This window comes from Micromonospora pallida (genome assembly GCF_900090325.1).
GTDB lineage: Bacteria > Actinomycetota > Actinomycetes > Mycobacteriales > Micromonosporaceae > Micromonospora > Micromonospora pallida.
In genome coordinates this window covers 2,908,318-2,924,671 of record NZ_FMHW01000002.1, presented here as the reverse complement: position 1 = coordinate 2,924,671, position 16,354 = coordinate 2,908,318, and the positions used below count along the sequence as shown (strand labels likewise).

14 protein-coding genes are annotated in these 16,354 nt (G+C 73.5%); 12 read left to right on the top strand and 2 right to left on the bottom strand.

All coding sequences use genetic code 11. The features are described from left to right. Window positions 1-89 precede the first annotated feature (89 nt). Together GA0074692_RS11705 and GA0074692_RS11700 are read left to right on the top strand one after the other, a co-directional pair. The gene (locus GA0074692_RS11705; protein WP_176738414.1) at window positions 90-1,385 is read left to right on the top strand and encodes an Hsp70 family protein; all 1,296 of its coding nucleotides are present in this window, start codon (window positions 90-92) and stop codon (window positions 1,383-1,385) included. Further along, a complete protein-coding gene (locus GA0074692_RS11700; RefSeq protein ID WP_091643243.1) occupies window positions 1,382-3,937 on the top strand; it encodes a helix-turn-helix transcriptional regulator in 2,556 nt (851 codons plus the stop codon). Before GA0074692_RS11705 ends, GA0074692_RS11700 begins: the two co-directional genes overlap by 4 nt. Window positions 3,938-3,989: 52 nt before the next feature. Here GA0074692_RS11700 and GA0074692_RS11695 read toward each other — a convergent pair whose 3' ends face one another. Both GA0074692_RS11695 and shbA read right to left on the bottom strand, forming a co-directional pair. Continuing rightward, window positions 3,990-4,946, bottom strand: coding sequence for an anti-sigma-D factor RsdA (locus GA0074692_RS11695; protein ID WP_091643239.1), 957 nt, complete (start codon window positions 4,944-4,946; stop codon window positions 3,990-3,992). Further along, window positions 4,943-5,521 (bottom strand): RNA polymerase sigma factor ShbA, encoded by a 579-nt coding sequence (shbA, locus tag GA0074692_RS11690; RefSeq protein WP_091643234.1) that lies wholly within the window; start codon window positions 5,519-5,521, stop codon window positions 4,943-4,945. The genes GA0074692_RS11695 and shbA overlap by 4 nt, the downstream gene beginning before the upstream one ends. 160 nt (window positions 5,522-5,681) lie before the next feature. On the opposite strand from shbA, the gene GA0074692_RS11685 reads away from it, so the two are divergent. The 10 genes from GA0074692_RS11685 to GA0074692_RS11640 are packed head-to-tail and all read left to right on the top strand — an operon-like array spanning window position 5,682 to window position 16,354. Further along, on the top strand, window positions 5,682-6,704 hold the full coding sequence (locus GA0074692_RS11685; protein WP_091643231.1) for an ABC transporter ATP-binding protein: 1,023 nt from the start codon (window positions 5,682-5,684) through the stop codon (window positions 6,702-6,704). Then, a complete protein-coding gene (locus tag GA0074692_RS11680) occupies window positions 6,701-7,471 on the top strand; it encodes an MlaE family ABC transporter permease (protein WP_091643228.1) in 771 nt (256 codons plus the stop codon). Before GA0074692_RS11685 ends, GA0074692_RS11680 begins: the two co-directional genes overlap by 4 nt. A gap of 1 nt (window position 7,472) precedes the next feature. After that, complete coding sequence (locus GA0074692_RS11675) at window positions 7,473-8,276, top strand: MlaE family ABC transporter permease (RefSeq protein WP_091643225.1); 804 nt, start codon at window positions 7,473-7,475, stop codon at window positions 8,274-8,276. A 2-nt stretch (window positions 8,277-8,278) separates the two neighbouring features. Beyond that, on the top strand, window positions 8,279-9,589 hold the full coding sequence (locus GA0074692_RS11670; protein WP_091643222.1) for an MCE family protein: 1,311 nt from the start codon (window positions 8,279-8,281) through the stop codon (window positions 9,587-9,589). Then, window positions 9,586-10,620, top strand: coding sequence for an MCE family protein (locus tag GA0074692_RS11665; RefSeq protein WP_091643219.1), 1,035 nt, complete (start codon window positions 9,586-9,588; stop codon window positions 10,618-10,620). The genes GA0074692_RS11670 and GA0074692_RS11665 overlap by 4 nt, the downstream gene beginning before the upstream one ends. Continuing rightward, window positions 10,617-11,597: an MCE family protein gene (locus tag GA0074692_RS11660; RefSeq protein WP_091643217.1), complete on the top strand. Its 981-nt coding sequence runs from the start codon at window positions 10,617-10,619 to the stop codon at window positions 11,595-11,597. Before GA0074692_RS11665 ends, GA0074692_RS11660 begins: the two co-directional genes overlap by 4 nt. Continuing rightward, window positions 11,597-12,838: an MCE family protein gene (locus GA0074692_RS11655; RefSeq protein WP_091643214.1), complete on the top strand. Its 1,242-nt coding sequence runs from the start codon at window positions 11,597-11,599 to the stop codon at window positions 12,836-12,838. The genes GA0074692_RS11660 and GA0074692_RS11655 overlap by 1 nt, the downstream gene beginning before the upstream one ends. Further along, window positions 12,835-14,262: an MCE family protein gene (locus tag GA0074692_RS11650; protein WP_245730272.1), complete on the top strand. Its 1,428-nt coding sequence runs from the start codon at window positions 12,835-12,837 to the stop codon at window positions 14,260-14,262. Before GA0074692_RS11655 ends, GA0074692_RS11650 begins: the two co-directional genes overlap by 4 nt. Then, window positions 14,259-15,500, top strand: coding sequence for an MCE family protein (locus GA0074692_RS11645; RefSeq protein ID WP_176738413.1), 1,242 nt, complete (start codon window positions 14,259-14,261; stop codon window positions 15,498-15,500). The genes GA0074692_RS11650 and GA0074692_RS11645 overlap by 4 nt, the downstream gene beginning before the upstream one ends. Continuing rightward, a complete protein-coding gene (locus GA0074692_RS11640; RefSeq protein ID WP_141725245.1) occupies window positions 15,497-16,354 on the top strand; it encodes a hypothetical protein in 858 nt (285 codons plus the stop codon). The genes GA0074692_RS11645 and GA0074692_RS11640 overlap by 4 nt, the downstream gene beginning before the upstream one ends.

The following is a 16,354-nucleotide window of genomic DNA, read 5'->3' as shown; positions in this document are numbered from 1 at the left end:
GGATGCCGAGCGATAGAGCCAGGGTGGGTTGTCGTTCGATGCCGACGTGTCCGCCCCGGCGTGGCACGTCCCGGCGGAGGTGGAAGCGCATGCCGTACGTCCTCGGGATCGACCTCGGTCGCACCAGCACCGTCGCCGCCCTCGCCCGGCGCCAGGGCGGCGACTGGGCCCGGCCGGAGGTGGTGTGGTTGCACGGGCAGTCGGCGGCCGTGCCCTCCGTGCTGCGGGTCGAGGCGGACGGCTCGTTCACCGTCGGCGAGCCGGCCGTGTCGCCGCTCGGCACCGACGACGGCCGGACGACCCGGGACTTCGTCGGCCGGGTCGGCGACGACGTGCCGCTGATCGTGGGCGGTGAGGCGTGCCCGGCGCAGGCGCTCGTCGCGGTGCTGGTCCTGTGGGTGGTCGAGCGGGTGACCAGGCGGGAACAGGAGCGCCCGGAGACCGTCGTGCTCAGCCATCCGGCCGGCTGGGGACCGTACCGTCGGGACCTGCTGCACCGGGCGCTGTGGGAGATGGGCCTGACCGACGTGACCCTGCTGCCCCAGCCGATCACCGCCGCCGAGGGACACGCCGCCCGTGGGTTCACCGGTGCCACGGCGGTCGTGTACTGCCTGGGTGGCGCCGGGTTCGAGGCCGGTCTGGTGCAGCGGGCCGCGCACGGCGGCTTCGAGCTGCCCGGCCTACCGGCCACCGCGGACCGGCTCGGCGGCGCGGACTTCGACGAGGCGCTGGCCGAGCACGTCCGGGGCGTACTCGGTCGGCAGGCCGCCACCCGCCTGTCGCGGGACGGGTTCGCGGCGGCCGACCTGCCCGCCCGGTGCGCCCAGGCCAGGCACGACCTGACCGTGGCGACGGAGACCGACGTGGTGCTGCGACTGCACCAGGGGCCGGCCCGGGTCCCGGTGACCCGGCCGCAGTTCGAGGAGCTGATCCGACCGGCCGTGCAGGCCACGGTGGAGCTGACCGTCCAGGCGGTGCACGCCGCCGGCCGGTCGCCCGCCGACCTCGACGGCGTCCTGCTCACCGGGGGCTGTGCGCGGATCCCGCTGGTCACCGAGCTGCTGGCGGCCCGGTTCGGTCGACCGGTCGAGGTGGAGGCCGAACCGCAGACCACCTCGGCGGTGGGCGCGGCCCTGGCCGCCGGCCAGATCGTGTCGCCGCGCCCGAACCGGCCGGAGCCCCGGAACGGACGCGGCCGGGACGTCCGGGACGTCCGGTCCGCCCGCCCCGAGCCGGCCCGGCGGTCGGAGCGGATGTCACAGCGCCACGAGAACGACCGGCCAGCACCGCCGCCCCGCCCGCCCGTGCGGATCGCGCCCCTGGAACTGCCGAGCGCCTCCCGACTGACCGCCCTGCGCGGCCGGGGACGGGACCGCCGCCGATGACCGCCGCCATCCTCCGCCCTCCACGCGAGCTGCCCGTCGTGCTCGACGGACCGAGCCGGGCCCTGCTCGACGCGGTGGCCGCCGACCCTGCCGCGCCGCTGGCGGCCACCGTGGTCGGGCCCGGCGGCCACGGCAAGAGCACCCTGCTGCGGGAGGTGGCCCGGGCCTACCGGGACGCCGGCGCGAGCGTGCTGCCGGTCGGACCGGACACCATCTCACTCGACCAGGACAGCGTGCTGCTCGTCGACGACGCGCAGGCGCTCAATCCGGCCCGACTGCGCGAACTGCGTGCCCTGGTCGGCGCGGAGGGCTGCCGGATGGTGGTGGCCTACCGGCCCTGGCCCCGCCCGGCGAGCCTGGTCGAGTTGTCCGACGCGCTGGGCCGGGACGGACGGTCGCTGCCGCTGTGTCCGTTCACCCGGCAGCAGACCACCGCCTACCTCGCCGGCGTCCCCGAACTGCGGCAACCGTCGACGTTGGCGGACTTCGTGCAGGCGCAGACCGGTGGGGTGCCGCGCGACGTGGACCGTCTGGTGCGCGCCCTGCGCGAGCAGGTCACCGCCCCGCCGGACGACCCCGGACGGCTGGAGGTGCCCGAGGCGGCCGTACTGGGGTTCGGCCCGGAGCTGGCGGACCTGGATTCCGGCGTACGGCAACTGCTGCTGGCCTTGGCGGCGGGTGTGCCCCTCCCGGCCGACCTGCTCGGCGTCCTGCTGGACGGCGCCGCGGACCGCATCGACGAGTTGTCGGCCACGGCGAAGGCAGCCGGACTGCTCGGCCCGGACGACCGGCTCGCGCCGCTGGTGCGTCGCGCGGTCGCCGCGCTCAGCCCCACCGCCGAGCGCGGCGAGATCTGGCTGCGCCTGACCGAGCTGCAACTGGCGCGCGGCGGACCGCTGCTGCCGCTGGTGCGCGCGCTGCACCGGGCCGGCGTGACCAGCGGCTGCCCGGCCGGGGCGGCGGAAGCGGCCGCCGAGGAAGCCCTGTCGGACGACCCCGGCCTGGCCGCCGAGCTGCTCGCCGTCGCCGCTGCCGCCGGGCGCCCGGCGGCGGGCCGGCAGGCGCGGGCCGCCGCGCTCGCCGGTGACCTCGACTCCGCCCTCCGGCTGGCGGACCGGTTGGTCGCCGACCCGGCCGACCCGGCGGTCCGGGCCGAGGCAGCCGCCGTGGCGGCCACCGCCCTGGTGCACCGGGGGCACCTCGGCCGGGCCGTGGAGCTGTACCGCTGGTCCGGTTCCGCCTCGTCGATGGCGTTCGCGGCGATCGGCGCGATCGGGACCGGGCAGCCCGACGCGGCGACCCCACCGCCGGACGGCCCGCCCACCCTGCTCGCCAGCGCCACGTCGTTGATGGCCGAGGGAACCCGGGAGAGCCTCACCAACCCGGCCAACGCCCTCGCCACCTTCGTGCAGGCGTCCGCCCTGCTGGAACCGACCGGCCGGGCGGTGCTGCTGCCGGACAGCCCCGCCGCCCTCGCCGCGCTGGTGGCGGCGCAGAGTGGCGAGCTGGACATCGGCGAGCGGGTGCTCGACCGGGCCATGGCGCACCGGACCGGCGGGCCCCTGCTGGCCCGGCGGCACCGGCTGTTGCAGGCCTGGATCCTGATGGTGCGCGGCCGGACGGCCGCGGCCGCCGAGTCCCTGGCCACGGCCGCCCACGGTGGGCCGATGGAGTCGCGGGACCTGCTGTTCGCGACCGCTCTCGAGGTGGGCATCGCGCGCCGGGAGAGCGACCTGCCGGCGCTGCGCCGAAGCTGGGAACGCGCCGTCGAGGCGATCGTCCGGCACGCCGTCGACCTGTTCACGCTGCTGCCGCTGGGTGAGTTCGCCATCGCGGCGGCGCGACTCGGCGACCTGGAACGGCTCAGCCCGTACCTGTCCGAGGCGTACCTGCTGCTGGACCGGCTCGGGAACCCGGCGCTGTGGACCGTGCCGCTGCACTGGAGCGGACTGCACGCCGCGATCCTCACCGAGGAGTCGGCGACCGCCGACGACCACGTCGCCGCGCTGGCCCGGATGGCCGACCAGAGCCGGTACGCCGCAGCCGTGTCGGTCGCCGCGCACAGCTGGGTCGAGGTGCTCCGTGGTGTCGTCGACCAGGCCCGGGTGGAGGCCGCCGCCCAGGGGCTGCACGGCGTCGGGCTCGGCTGGGACGCGGCCCGACTCGCCGGGCAGGCCGCGATCCGGACGGCCGACCGGCGGGCGATGACGGCGCTGCTGGAGTGCGCGCGGATGCTGCACGGGCGCCCGGCGGGGGCCACCGACGCGGCCTCGGGCAGGGGCGTCGGCGCGGACGCGTTCGGCCCGGCCGACGTGGACCGGCTCAGCGGGCGTGAGCAGGAGGTGGCGGAACTGGTGCTCGCCGGTCTGACCTACAAGCAGATCGGCGACCAGCTCTTCATCTCCGCGAAGACGGTCGAGCACCATGTCGCCCGGATGCGCTCCCGGTTGAACTGCGCGAGCCGCAGCGAGCTGCTGGCGAGGTTACGGAGCATCGTGCCGGACCGGGGCGGCAGCGCACCGGGCCGGGGCTTCCCACCGGCCCGGGGCTGACGCCCGGTCCGGCGGGAGACCCGGCCAGCGGGCTACCGTACGGGGTCGGCGTTCAGCCGAGCGCGTCCCCGTCCGACAGGGGCAGCCCGGGGAGCGACGGCAGCGGCAGGGGTAGCGAGGGCAGCGGCAGGCCGGGGAGCGACGGCAGCAGGCCCGGCTGTGACGTCGCCGAGGGCGACGGGGTCGGTGCGCCCGACGGCCGCGGGGCCGGTGTGGTCGGGCCCGAATCCGGAGCGCGGCTCGGGTCGGCGGATCTGCCGGTCGTCGTGGGCGCCGGCGCCGGCGGCGCGAGGCCGGGCGGCGACGACGACGGCGTCGAGGTGGCGGCGGCGAGGTCGCGCAGTACGGCGTCCAGCTCGGCGCGAAGCCGGGCGGCGGTGCCGGGATCGGTGACCCGGCCCAGTTCCCGCGCCGCCTGTTCCGCCAGTTCCCGGGCCGTGTCGAACCGACCCGCCGCGACAGCCGTGCGGAGGCGTTCGATGGTGTGCTCGACGCCGCGCGCCTCGGCCTGCTCCGGGTAGAGCACCTTGGTCAGCGACCACAGGGGACTGGTCGGGCCGGACTCCCGGCTGGCCAGCCCGAGCCCCGTGGCCAGCACCAGGACGGTGGACGCCGCCGCGGCCAGCCGTACGGCTGGCCGCCCGAGCCGGCGCGACCAGGCGGACCGGGCCCGGCCAGCCGGTCGTCCGGCGTCCCGCACCGGGCCCGGTCGCTTCACGTCGCGCACCGGGCCGGCGGGTCGCACCGCGTCGTGTACCGGGTCGGTTCCGTCGTTGACGGTGTCTGCGGTGAGGTCGTCGGTGTCTGCGGTGAGCTGGTCGATGAGGCCGGTGACGTCGAGGGTCGCCTCGTCGACGAGCACGTCGACGCGCCAGGAGGCCAGCATCGCCGCCAGGTCGTCGCCGTCGGTGGGCTCCTCGCCCCGGCCGAGCGAGTCGAGGAACAGGTCGTCGCGGGACACCGTCGCCAGGTCCGGTTGCTCCCCGCCGTCCGTCTTGTGCTCCGTCACGCTGCCACCTCGTTGAACTGTCCGCCGGCAAGCGTACGGAGCCGGGCGAGAGCCCGGGACTGGGCCACTCGTACGGCCGCCGCCGACATGCCGAGGATCGTCCCGACCTCCTCCGCGGTGAGGCCGACCGCCACCCGGAGGGTGACGATCTCCCGCTGGACGTCGGGCAGTCGGTCCAGCAACACCGAGATCTGGCGGGCCAGGTCGACGGCGATGGCCTGCTGCTCCGGTCCGGGTGTGGTGTCCGGGCGTTCCGGCATGGTGTCGGTCACCGTGACGGCCGTGGCGCGCACCGCGACGCGCTGGGCGTCGACCACCTTGTTCGCGGCGATGGCGAAGACGAACGCCGAGAAGGGTTTCCCCTGCTCCTTGTAGCGGGGTAGGGCCCGCAACACCGCCAGGCACACCTCCTGGGCGACGTCGTCGGCGGTGGTGTACGCCCCGCCGATGCGGCCCAGTCGGGCCCGGCAGTAGCGCACCACCCGGGGATGCAGATCGGTGAGCAGGTCGCCCATCGCCGCTCGGTCGCCTCCGGCGGCCCGACGGACGAGCTCTGGCTCGATCGTTGTGGTCATGGAATGTGAGACACCTTCAATGCCGGCCGGTTGCCCGCACGTTATCGATTTCGGCGGCCATTTGCATAGTTCACCGTCAGTGCCGGGGTCGTACCGGAAAGAAAGTCTGTTACGCGTCCGCCGGCCGCCGCGATGTCTCAGGTGGAGAGAGGAGGGGCGGATGGGCGTCGAGGTGGCCGTACAGGGGCTGACCAAGTCCTTCGGTGGCCAGCCGGTCTGGTCCGATGTCACGCTGACCCTGCCGGCTGGGGAGATCTCGGTGCTGCTGGGCCCGTCCGGCACCGGCAAGTCGGTGTTCCTCAAGACCCTGGTGGGGCTGCTGCGCCCCGACCGTGGCTCGATCTGGATCGAGGGCAAGGACCTGCCCCGGCTCTCCGAGCGCGCCCTGTACGAGGTCCGCAAGCTGTTCGGTGTGCTGTTCCAGGACGGCGCCCTGTTCGGCTCGATGAACATCTACGACAACGTGGCCTTCCCACTGCGGGAACACACCCGCAAGTCCGAGTCCCAGGTCCGGCGGGTGGTCGCCGAGAAGCTCGAGATGGTCGGCCTGACCGGGGCGGAGAAGAAACTTCCCGGCGAGATCTCCGGCGGGATGCGCAAGCGGGCCGGCCTGGCCCGCGCGCTCGTACTCGACCCGCAGATCATCCTGTTCGACGAGCCGGACTCCGGGCTGGACCCGGTGCGCACCGCGTACCTGAACCAGCTCATCATCGACCTCAACCAGCAGACCGGCGCGACGTTCCTGATCGTCACGCACGACATCAACACCGCCCGCACGGTGCCCGACAACATCGGGTTGATCTACCACGGGCGGCTGGCCATGTTCGGGCCCCGGGAGATGCTGCTGTCCAGCACCGAGCCGGTGGTGCGGCAGTTCCTCAACGCCCAGCGCATCGGCCCGATCGGGATGGCCGAGGAGAAGGACGCCGACGAGCTGCGGGCCGAGGCGGACGCCGGGGTGGAACTGCCGCCGCTGCCGCCCATCCCGCCGCAACTGCCGCCCTCGAACGGGCAGCCCCGCCCCGCCGAGCGGCCACCGGGCCAGTGGTGCCGGGAGAACGGCGTCACCCCGCCCCCGGGCTCGTTCGACGGCCACCCCGACCACGGTGCACACACCGACCACGATTCGTTTGCCGAGGAGCCGGGGTGGGCGCACTCCGGGTGGTCCGAGGTGGAGCGATGAGCTGGCCGGTCGTCGTCGTCCGCAGCGCCGGCGAGTTCTTCGCGTTCTGCCTGGACGCGTTGCGCGGCCTGTTCCGCCGCCCGGTGCAGGTACGCGAGTTCGTCCAGCAGGCCTGGTTCATCAGCTCGGTGTCGATCCTGCCGGCCGCGCTCGTCTCCATCCCCTTCGGCGCGGTCATCGCGCTGCAACTCGGCTCGCTGGTCCGGCAGCTCGGCGCGCAGTCGTTCACCGGGGCCGCGTCGGTGCTCGCGGTGGTCCGCGAGGCGGGGCCGATCGTCACCGCGTTGATCATCGCCGGGGCGGGCGGCTCGGCGATCTGCGCCGACCTCGGCTCCCGGAAGATCCGCGAGGAACTGGACGCCATGCAGGTCCTGGGCATCGACCCGATCCAGCGTCTCGTGGTGCCCCGGGTGCTCGCCTCGATGCTGGTCGCCGTCCTGCTCAACGGCCTGGTCAGCGTGGTCGGCGTGAGCGGCGGCTACCTGTTCAACGTCGTCATGCAGGGCGGTACGCCCGGGGCGTACCTGGCCAGCTTCCAAGCTCTCGGGCAACTGCCTGACCTGCTCGTCGGCGAGGTCAAGGCGGTGTTGTTCGGCGCCGCCGCCGCGCTGGTTGCCTGCTACAAGGGGATGAACGCGCGCGGTGGCCCGAAGGGCGTCGGCGACGCCGTCAACCAGAGCGTCGTCCTCACCTTCATGCTGCTCTTCGCGCTGAACTTCGTGGTCACCGCGATGTACTTCCAGCTCGTACCGCAGAAGGGGAGCTGACGTGCCGGTGCTTCGACTCCTCGACGACCTGGGCGGACAGCTCGCCTTCTACCTGCGTTCGTTCGCCTGGGCGCCGCGCACCGTACGCCGCTACAAGCGTGAGGTGATCCGGCTGCTGGCCGAGGTGAGCTTCGGCACCGGCGCGCTCGCCGTGCTCGGCGGCACCGTCGGCGTCATCTCCTTCCTCACCTTCTTCACCGGCACCGAGGTCGGACTGCAGGGCTACCAGGCGCTCAACCAGATCGGCAGCAGCGCCTTCACCGGCTTCGTCTCGGCGTACTTCAACACCCGGGAGATATCCCCGCTGGTGGCGGCGCTGGCGCTGTCGGCCACCGTGGGCTGCGGGTTCACCGCCCAACTCGGCGCGATGCGGATCTCCGAGGAGGTGGACGCCCTGGAGGTGATGGGCGTGCCCTCGCTGCCGTTCCTGGTCACCACCCGCATGATCGCCGGCTTCATCGCGGTTATTCCGCTGTACGTGGTGGGCCTGCTCTCCAGCTACCTGGCCACCCGCACCATCGCGATCTTCTACTTCGGGCAGTCCGCCGGTACCTACGACTACTACTTCCACCTGTTCCTGCCCCCCGAAGACGTGCTCTGGTCCTTCGCGAAGGTGCTGGTCTTCAGCGTGATCGTGGTGCTGGTGCACTGCTACTACGGCTACACCGCCAGCGGTGGCCCCGCCGGCGTCGGGGTCGCGGTCGGTCGGGCCGTCCGGCTCGCCATCGTGACCGTCACCATCGTCGACTTCTTCCTGTCGCTGGCCATCTGGGGCGCGACGACCACCGTCCGGATCGCGGGGTGACCATGAGACATCGGATCCTCGGCATCGTCTTCGTCGCCGTGCTGACCGCGGCGCTGAGCGCCTCGGTGCTGCACTACAACAAGGCGTTCACCCCGGTCGACCGGGTCACGCTGCGCGCCGACCGGGCCGGGCTGCAACTCCTCGAGGGCGCCGACGTCAAGCTGCGCGGGGTCCTCGTCGGCGAGGTGCGCGCGATCGCCAGCGACGGCACCGGCGCGACCGTCCGGCTGGCCCTCGACCCGGCCCTCACCCCCAGGATCCCGGCCACGGTCACCGCGCGGCTGCTGCCCAAGACCCTCTTCGGTGAGCGTTACGTCGAACTCGTCGCGCCCGCTGGCGACGCGGGTGTCCCCATCCGGGACGGCGCGGTCATCACCCAGGACCGCAGCCGCACCGCCATCGAGCTGGAACGGGTCGTCGACCAGGCGTTTCCGCTGTTGCAGGCGATCCGGCCGGACCAGCTCGCCGCGACCCTGGGGGCCATCGCCACCGCGCTGGAGGGGCGCGGCGAGCAGCTCGGCGCGAACCTGGTCCAACTCGGCGCCTACCTCCGGCAGCTCAACCCGGCGATGCCCACCATCGCCGAGGACGTGCGGAAGCTGGTCACCGTGCTGGACAGCTACGACGCCGCGCTGCCCGACCTGCTCGCCCTGCTGCGCGACGTCACCGTCACCGCGCGCACCGTCCACGACCAGCGGGCCGAGCTGGCGGCCTTCCTGGCCGACGCGACCGGCACCGCCGACGTCACCCGCGACTTCCTCGACCGCCACGACGACCAGATCATCTCCCTCGGTGAGGTGAGCCGGCCGGTGCTGGAGCTGCTCGCCGTCTACGCCCCCGAGTACCCGTGCCTGGTCAGCGGTCTGGTCGCCCTGCAACCCCGGGCCGAGGAGGTCTTCGCGGGCGGCCGGATGCACATCACGCTGGAGGTCACCCAGAACGGCGGCAAGTACGAGCCGGGGCGGGACGAGCCGGTCTACGGAGCGCGCAACGGCCCACGGTGCCACGGCCTGCCCCGGCCGAAGCCGCCCGCGCCCGAGGTACGGGTCAACGACGGCTACGACCACGGCCCCCGTCCGCGTGACCTGATTCCGATTGGCCCGCTGCCGGGCCTGACCGCCACCGGGGCGTCGGCCGGCCAACCCCCGGCCGGCGGTTCACCGGAGATGGGCCAGGCCGGCACCGCCGAGGAACGCGCCCTGGTCAAGCCCATCGTCGGGGCTGTCACCGGCACCCTGCCGGCGGAGGTTCCGGACATCGCGGTCCTGCTCTGGGGACCGCTGCTACGCGGAGCGGTGGTGAACGCCCGATGACCTCGAAGACGACGGCCCCACTGGTGAAGCTGGTGATCTTCGCCGTGGTGACGCTGCTGCTGACCGGGATGCTCGCGCAGACTCTCGGCGCGTTCCCGTCGGCCGGCGTCACCTACCGCGCCCGGTTCACGGACGTCACCGGCCTGCTCGTCGGTGACGACGTGCGCATCGCCGGCGTCCGGGTCGGCCGGGTCAAGCAGATCAGCGTGGTCGACGACACGATCGCCGAGGTGGCCTTCACCGTCACCGACGACGTTCCGCTGGCGACCAGCGTCCGCGCCAAGATCCGCTACCGCAACCTGGTCGGCCAGCGGTACGTGGCACTGACCGAGGGACCGGGCGACGGGCGGCCCCTGCGGGAGAACGGCCTCATCCCGCTCGCGCAGACCACGCCGGCCCTGGACCTGACCGTGCTGTTCAACGGGTTCCGGCCACTGTTCACCGCCCTGAACCCGGACGACGTCAACAAACTCGCCTACCAGATCGTCCAGGTGCTCCAGGGCGAGGGCGGCACCGTGGCCAGCCTGTTGAGCAACGTCGCGTCGCTGACCAACACCCTCGCCAACCGGGACGCCGTCATCGGGCGGGTGGTCACCAACCTGAACAGCGTGCTGACCACCCTCGCCACGCGGGACCGCAACCTCGACCAGACCATCGGGCAGCTCCAGAAGTTCGTCTCCGGGCTCGCCGTCGACCGTAAGGCCATCGGCGAGTCGCTGGTCAGCATCGGCGAACTCACCACCGCCACCGCCGGCCTGCTCGGCGAGGTGCGACCGCCGCTGGCTGCGGACGTCCGTGCCCTGGACGAACTCGCCGGCACCCTGGACCGCAACGCGGCCGTCATCGACGCCACCCTCGGGCGCCTTCCCGGACGGTACGACGCGCTGACCCGGGTCGCCTCCTCCGGCTCGTGGTTCAACTTCTACCTCTGCGACTTCAACGGCCACGTGGCGGTCGCCGGCCACGCGCCGATCGACACGCCGACCTTCAGCGCCCCCGCCGCCCGCTGCAGCACCGGAGGCAGCCGATGAAACCGTTCCGGGAACGCAACCCCGTCGTGCTCGGCGCGGTCGGGCTGACCCTCACCGTCGCCGTCCTGCTGGGCGCCTTCCAGTTCGACCGGCTGGCCGGGCTGACCGGCCGCGCGTACCAGGCCGCCTTCCGCGACGCCAGCGGCCTCGCCACCGGCAACGAGGTGCGCGTCGCCGGGGTCCGGGTCGGCGAGGTGACGGCCGTGGAACTCGCCCGCGAGGGGGAGCCGTTCGTCCGGGTCCGGTTCCGGGTGGACGACGACAGCGTCCGGCTCGGCTCCCAGACCGGCGCCACGATCAGGATCAAGACGGTGCTGGGCCAGAAGTACCTCGCGCTGTCCCCGGCCGGGCCGGGCCGGCTCCCCGAGGGCGGGCAGATCCCGCTGGCCCGTACCGCCGCCCCGTTCGACGTGGTGCAGGCGGTCACCGGGCTCGCCGACACCCTCGACCGGATCGACACCGAGCAGCTCGCCGCCGCCTTCGCCACCCTGGCGGAGACGTTCGCCGACACCCCCGGCAGCGTCGACACCTCGCTGGTCGGGCTCTCCCGGCTCTCCCGTACGGTCGCCAGCCGGGACGCGGAGCTGCGTTCCCTGCTCGCCCGTTCCAAGCAGGTCACCGCCGTGCTGGCCAGCCGGGACGAGGAGTTCCGCAAGCTCGTCACCGACGGCAACGCGCTGCTGGCCGAGGTGACCCGGCGACGGGACGCGATCCACAAGCTGCTCGTCGGCACCGACAACCTCGCCACCCAGCTCTCCGGGTTGGTGCGCGACAACCGCACCCAACTCGAACCCGCGCTGCGGAAGCTTCGCGCGGTGGTCGCCGTACTGGAACGCAACCGCACCGACCTGGAGCAGACCATCCGGAAGATGGCCCCGTTCGTCTCCGCCTTCGCCAACGTGGTCGGCAACGGCCGCTGGTTCGACAACTACGTGGCCGGACTGGTCCAGGTCTACACGCCGACGGGAGGCCGCTGATGTCCCTCTCCCTGCGCCGGTGGCGGCCGGTCGCCGCCGCCACCGTCCTGCTGGTCGGCGTCGCCGCCGGGTTCGTCGCGCTCAGTGACGACACCCCGCCGAAGCGGGTGGTCGCCCACTTCACCCGTGCGGTCGGGGTGTATCCCGGCTCCGACGTGCGGGTGCTGGGCGTACGCGTCGGCGAGGTGGTCGCGGTGACCCCCCGGGGCCGCACCGTCGAGGTGACGATGCGCTACGACCCCGAACTCGACGTACCCGCCGACGCGCAGGCCATCATCGTGCCGCCCAGCGTGGTCAGCGACCGCTACGTGCAGCTCACCCCCGCGTACGCCGGTGGCGCGGTGCTGCCCGACGGGGCCGAGATCGCCCTCCACCGGACCGTCGCGCCGATGGAGATCGACGACATCTACCAGGCGCTCGACGAGTTCAACCGGGCGTTGGGCCCGGCGGGCGCCAACCGGGACGGTGCCCTGTCCGACCTGGTCACCACCGGTCGCGAGAACCTCGACGGCAACGGCCAGAACCTGCACGACACCCTCGACGGGCTGTCCCGTGCCCTGACCACCCTCTCCGACGGCCGGCAGGACCTCTTCGGCTCCGTGGCCAACCTGCAACGCTTCACCACCGCGCTGGCCCGCAGCGACCAGCAGGTCCGCGCCTTCAACCAGCAACTGGCCGACGTCGCCGAACAGTTGGCCGGCGAGCGGGAGGAACTGGCTGCCGCGCTGCGTAACCTCGCCACCGCGCTCGCCGACGTCACCACCTTCGTCCGGCAGAACCGCACCCTGCTGACCTCCAACGTCGCCGCGCTGACCAACATCACCAGCGTGCTGGTCCGTCAGCAGCGGGCGGTCATCGAGATCCTCGACGTCACGCCGCTCGCCCTGAGCAACCTGAACCTCGCGTACAACGCGCGCTCCGGCACCCTGGACACCCGCGACAACGTGACCGGCCCGTACGGCGCGGTGGGTTTCGTCTGCTCGCTGCTGGCCGACGCGCTGCCGGCCGCCGAGGTCCCGAAGAAGTGCCTGTCGCTGGCCCAGACCCTGCACGCCCAGGGGGTGCCGTTGACCGACAAGCTGCGCAAGCTGGCCAAGCTGCCCGCCCGACCAGCGGGGCCCACCACCCCGAAACCGGACGACCCGCCGCCGGCCGCCCCCACCACCCCGTCGCCCGACCTGGGCGACGTCACCAGCGGCGGCGACCGCACCCTCGGCGGCATCCTGCGGGGTGCGTCGTGACCGCCCGGGCCCTGCGGGCCCTGGCCTGCGCCGCCGCGGTGGTGCTGCTCCCGGCCGGGTGCGGCCTGCCGGACCTGGCCGACCTGCCGCTGCCCGGTGGCGCCCCGAAGGGCGACGGGTACGCCGTCACCGCCGAGTTCGCCGACGTGCTCGACCTGGTGCCGCAGGCCGCCGTCAAGGTCGACGACGTGACCGTCGGCAGCGTCGAGCGGATCAGTCTGGACGGTTGGACCGCCCGGGTCACCCTGCGCCTCGACGCGAAGGTGCGGCTACCCGCGAACGCCACCGCCGCCGTACGCCAGAGCAGTCTGCTGGGGGAGAAGTACGTGGCCGTGGCCGCGCCCCCCACCGGCGCCGCGAGCGACCGGCTCGCTGACGGCGACGTCATCCCGCTGCCCCGGACCAGCCGGGGAACCGAGGTGGAGGAGGTCCTCGCCGCGCTCGGTCTGCTGCTCAACGGCGGTGGCCTGGCCCAGTTGCGGACCATCAACCGGGAACTCTCCGCCGCCCTCGACGGTCGGGAACCCGCCGTCAAGGACACCCTGCACCAGCTCGACACCTTCATCGGTGGACTGGAGAAGCAGAAGGCCGACCTGGTCCGCGCCATCGAGGCGCTGGACCGGCTGACCACCCGACTCAACCAGCAGAAGCAGGTGCTCGGCGACGCGGTGGACTCCCTCGCCCCGGGCCTGACCACCCTGGCCGGTCAGCGCGCCCAACTGACCGGCGCGCTGACCGCGCTCGGTGAGCTGGGCCAGGTCGGTACCCGGGTCGTCAACCGCAGCCGCGACAACACCGTGGCCAGCCTGAAGGCGCTGCAACCGATCCTGGAGCAGTTGGTCCGCGCCGGCGACGACCTGCCGAAGTCCCTGGACTTCATGCTGTCGTTCCCGTTCCCGCCGAACGTCACCGGCGCCGTCGTCGGCGACTTCGTCAACCTCTCCATCACCGCCGACCTCGACGCGGCCTCGATCCTGGCGAACCTGCTCGCGGCGGCGCCCCCACCGGCATCGACCACCAGACCGCCGACCGGGTCCACCCCGAACCGGCCCCCGGCGGCCGGCGGCGACCGGCCCACCCCGCGCCCAGGCACGGGCCCCGGCTCCGGTACCAACCCGCTGCTGCCCGGACTCCCGATCCTCGACTGCCTGCCCGATCCGGACGACTTCCCGGCGATCTGGACGCCACCGAAGGACTGCCTGCTCCCCAAGGGATGTGTCCTGCTCAAGCCCGGCTCCATCATTCCCATCGGCGGGCTGATCCTGCCGAAGGGCCTGGTGCCCCGGGGAACGGTGTTCCCGCCCGGCACCGAACTTCCCGCCGGGACGATCCTGTCGCCCCAGTGCGTGCTACCCGTGACCGGCGCGATCGACGGAGTGATCGGCGGCCTGACCGACGTCCTGGGAGGAGGGCTGCGGCCATGATCGGACGTACCGCGAAACTCCAGGTCCTGGCGTTCGTCCTGGTGAGCCTGCTCGGTGTCGGCTACGTCGGGGTCCGCTACGTCGGGCTCGGTGACCGGCTGCTCGACGACAACTACGTCGTGCACCTCGATCTCGCCCGGGCCGGCGGTATCTTCCCCAACGCCCCGGTCACCTACCGTGGGGTGCCCGTCGGCCGGGTCACCGACGTCACCCTGCACGGCACCGGCGTCCGCGCCGACCTGCGGCTGCGCCGCGACGTCCGGGTGCCCGACGACCTGTGGGCGGTGGTGACCCAACGGTCCGCCGTGGGGGAGCAGTACGTGGACCTGCGACCGGAACGCGACACCGGGCCCTATCTGGCCGACGGGGCGGTGATTCCGGCTGACCGGACCGGAGTCCCGCTCGCCCCGGAGGCGCTGCTGACCAACCTCGACGCGCTGGTCCGCTCGGTCGACCCGGACGACCTCAACGTCCTGATCACCGAACTCGGGGCCGCGTTCGAGGGCAACGAGCAGGCGCTGAGCCGGATCCTCGACGCCGGGGACGCGCTGCTCGCCGACGCCACCGACCGGCTGCCCGAGACGCTCGCGCTGATCCACGACGCGCGGACCGTGCTGACCACCCAGGCGGAGTCGTCCGAGGCGCTGCGCCGCTGGGCGGCGGGCCTGGCCGCTCTGGCGGCGACCGTCCGGGCCAGCGACCCGGACCTGCGCCGGCTGCTCGCCAACGGGCCGCCGGCCGGAGCCGAACTGGTCGCCCTGCTGCGCGGGCTGGAGCCGACCGTCGGCACCCTGCTCGGCAACCTGGTGACCGTCAACGGCATCGCCGCCCGGCGGCTGCCCGGCATCGAGCAGCTTCTGGTGGTGTACCCGGCGTCCGTCGCCGGCAGCTTCACGGTCATGCCGGGCGACGGCACCGCCCACCTCGGCCTGGTCGTCAACCTCAACGACCCGCCGGGCTGCGTGTACCGGGGCGGCAGCACGCAGTGCTCGCCCGCCGACGAGGCGGCCGGCGCCGGCGTGCGGGGCACCGGCAACGCGCCCCGGGCGGGCGGCCCGCCGCCGGCCCAAACACCGCCCGCCGCGCCGCCGGCCGCCCCCGGCGGGTACGACCCCGCGACCGGCCTCGTGCTCGGCTCGGACGGCCGGCCGTTGCAGTTCGGCGGGACGGGCGGGCAGGCCCGGCTGGCCGGGGACCAGTCGTGGAAGCAACTGCTGCTCGCCGGGGTGACCCCGTGACCATGGACGAGGAGGAGAAGGAGCCGATGCAGGCCCCGAAGGACCGCACGCTGAGAGTCATCAAGGGGGCGAAGCCCGCCACTCCCGGTCGGGCGTCGCAGCGCCGGCTCGTCACTCGGCGGATGCCCCGGCCGGCCGGACCGATCGAGGACATCCTGGAACGGCTCGACCAGGAGCCGGTCGAGGACCCGGTGCAGCTGCCGGAACCGGTCGAGCGGCCGGCGAAGCCGACGGCGGCCGACGAGCCGGAGAGCGTCCAGCCGTCCGAGACCGACGAGCCGGAGGGCGAAGACGCCCCCGAAGACCGGGACGACCTCCCGCGCCGGCGCACTCGCGACCGCCGCGCCGGAGACCCGGACGGGCCGGCGGGACGGAACCGGCTGCGTGTCGGCCTGCTCGTGGTTCTGCTGGCCGCCGCGCTCGCCGGGGCCGGCGTGACCGGTCACCGCTGGTACGTCGACCGGGCGACGGACCAGGCCCGGCAGGCTGCCCTCGCCGCAGCCAAGCAGACCGCCGTCAACTTCGTCTCGGTCAGCGCGGCCAGCGTGGACCGGGACCTGCAACGCGTCACGGCCGGGGCGACCGGCGACTTCAAGGAGGAGTTCACCCGGGGCCAGGCGCAGGTGCGCGCCGCCGTGGTCGAGAACCGGGTCGAGTCGCACGGGTCGGTGCTGCGGGCCGGGCTGGTCTCGGGTGACCGCCGCCGGGCCGTCGTACTGGTGGCGGTCGACGCCACCGTGAAGAACGTGAAGGTCCCCGACGGTCGGCCGTCGCACTACCGGATCCAGATGGACCTGGTCCGGGACGGCGACTCCGGTCGTTGGCTCGTGTCCCGCCTGCAGTTCGTCGGTTGA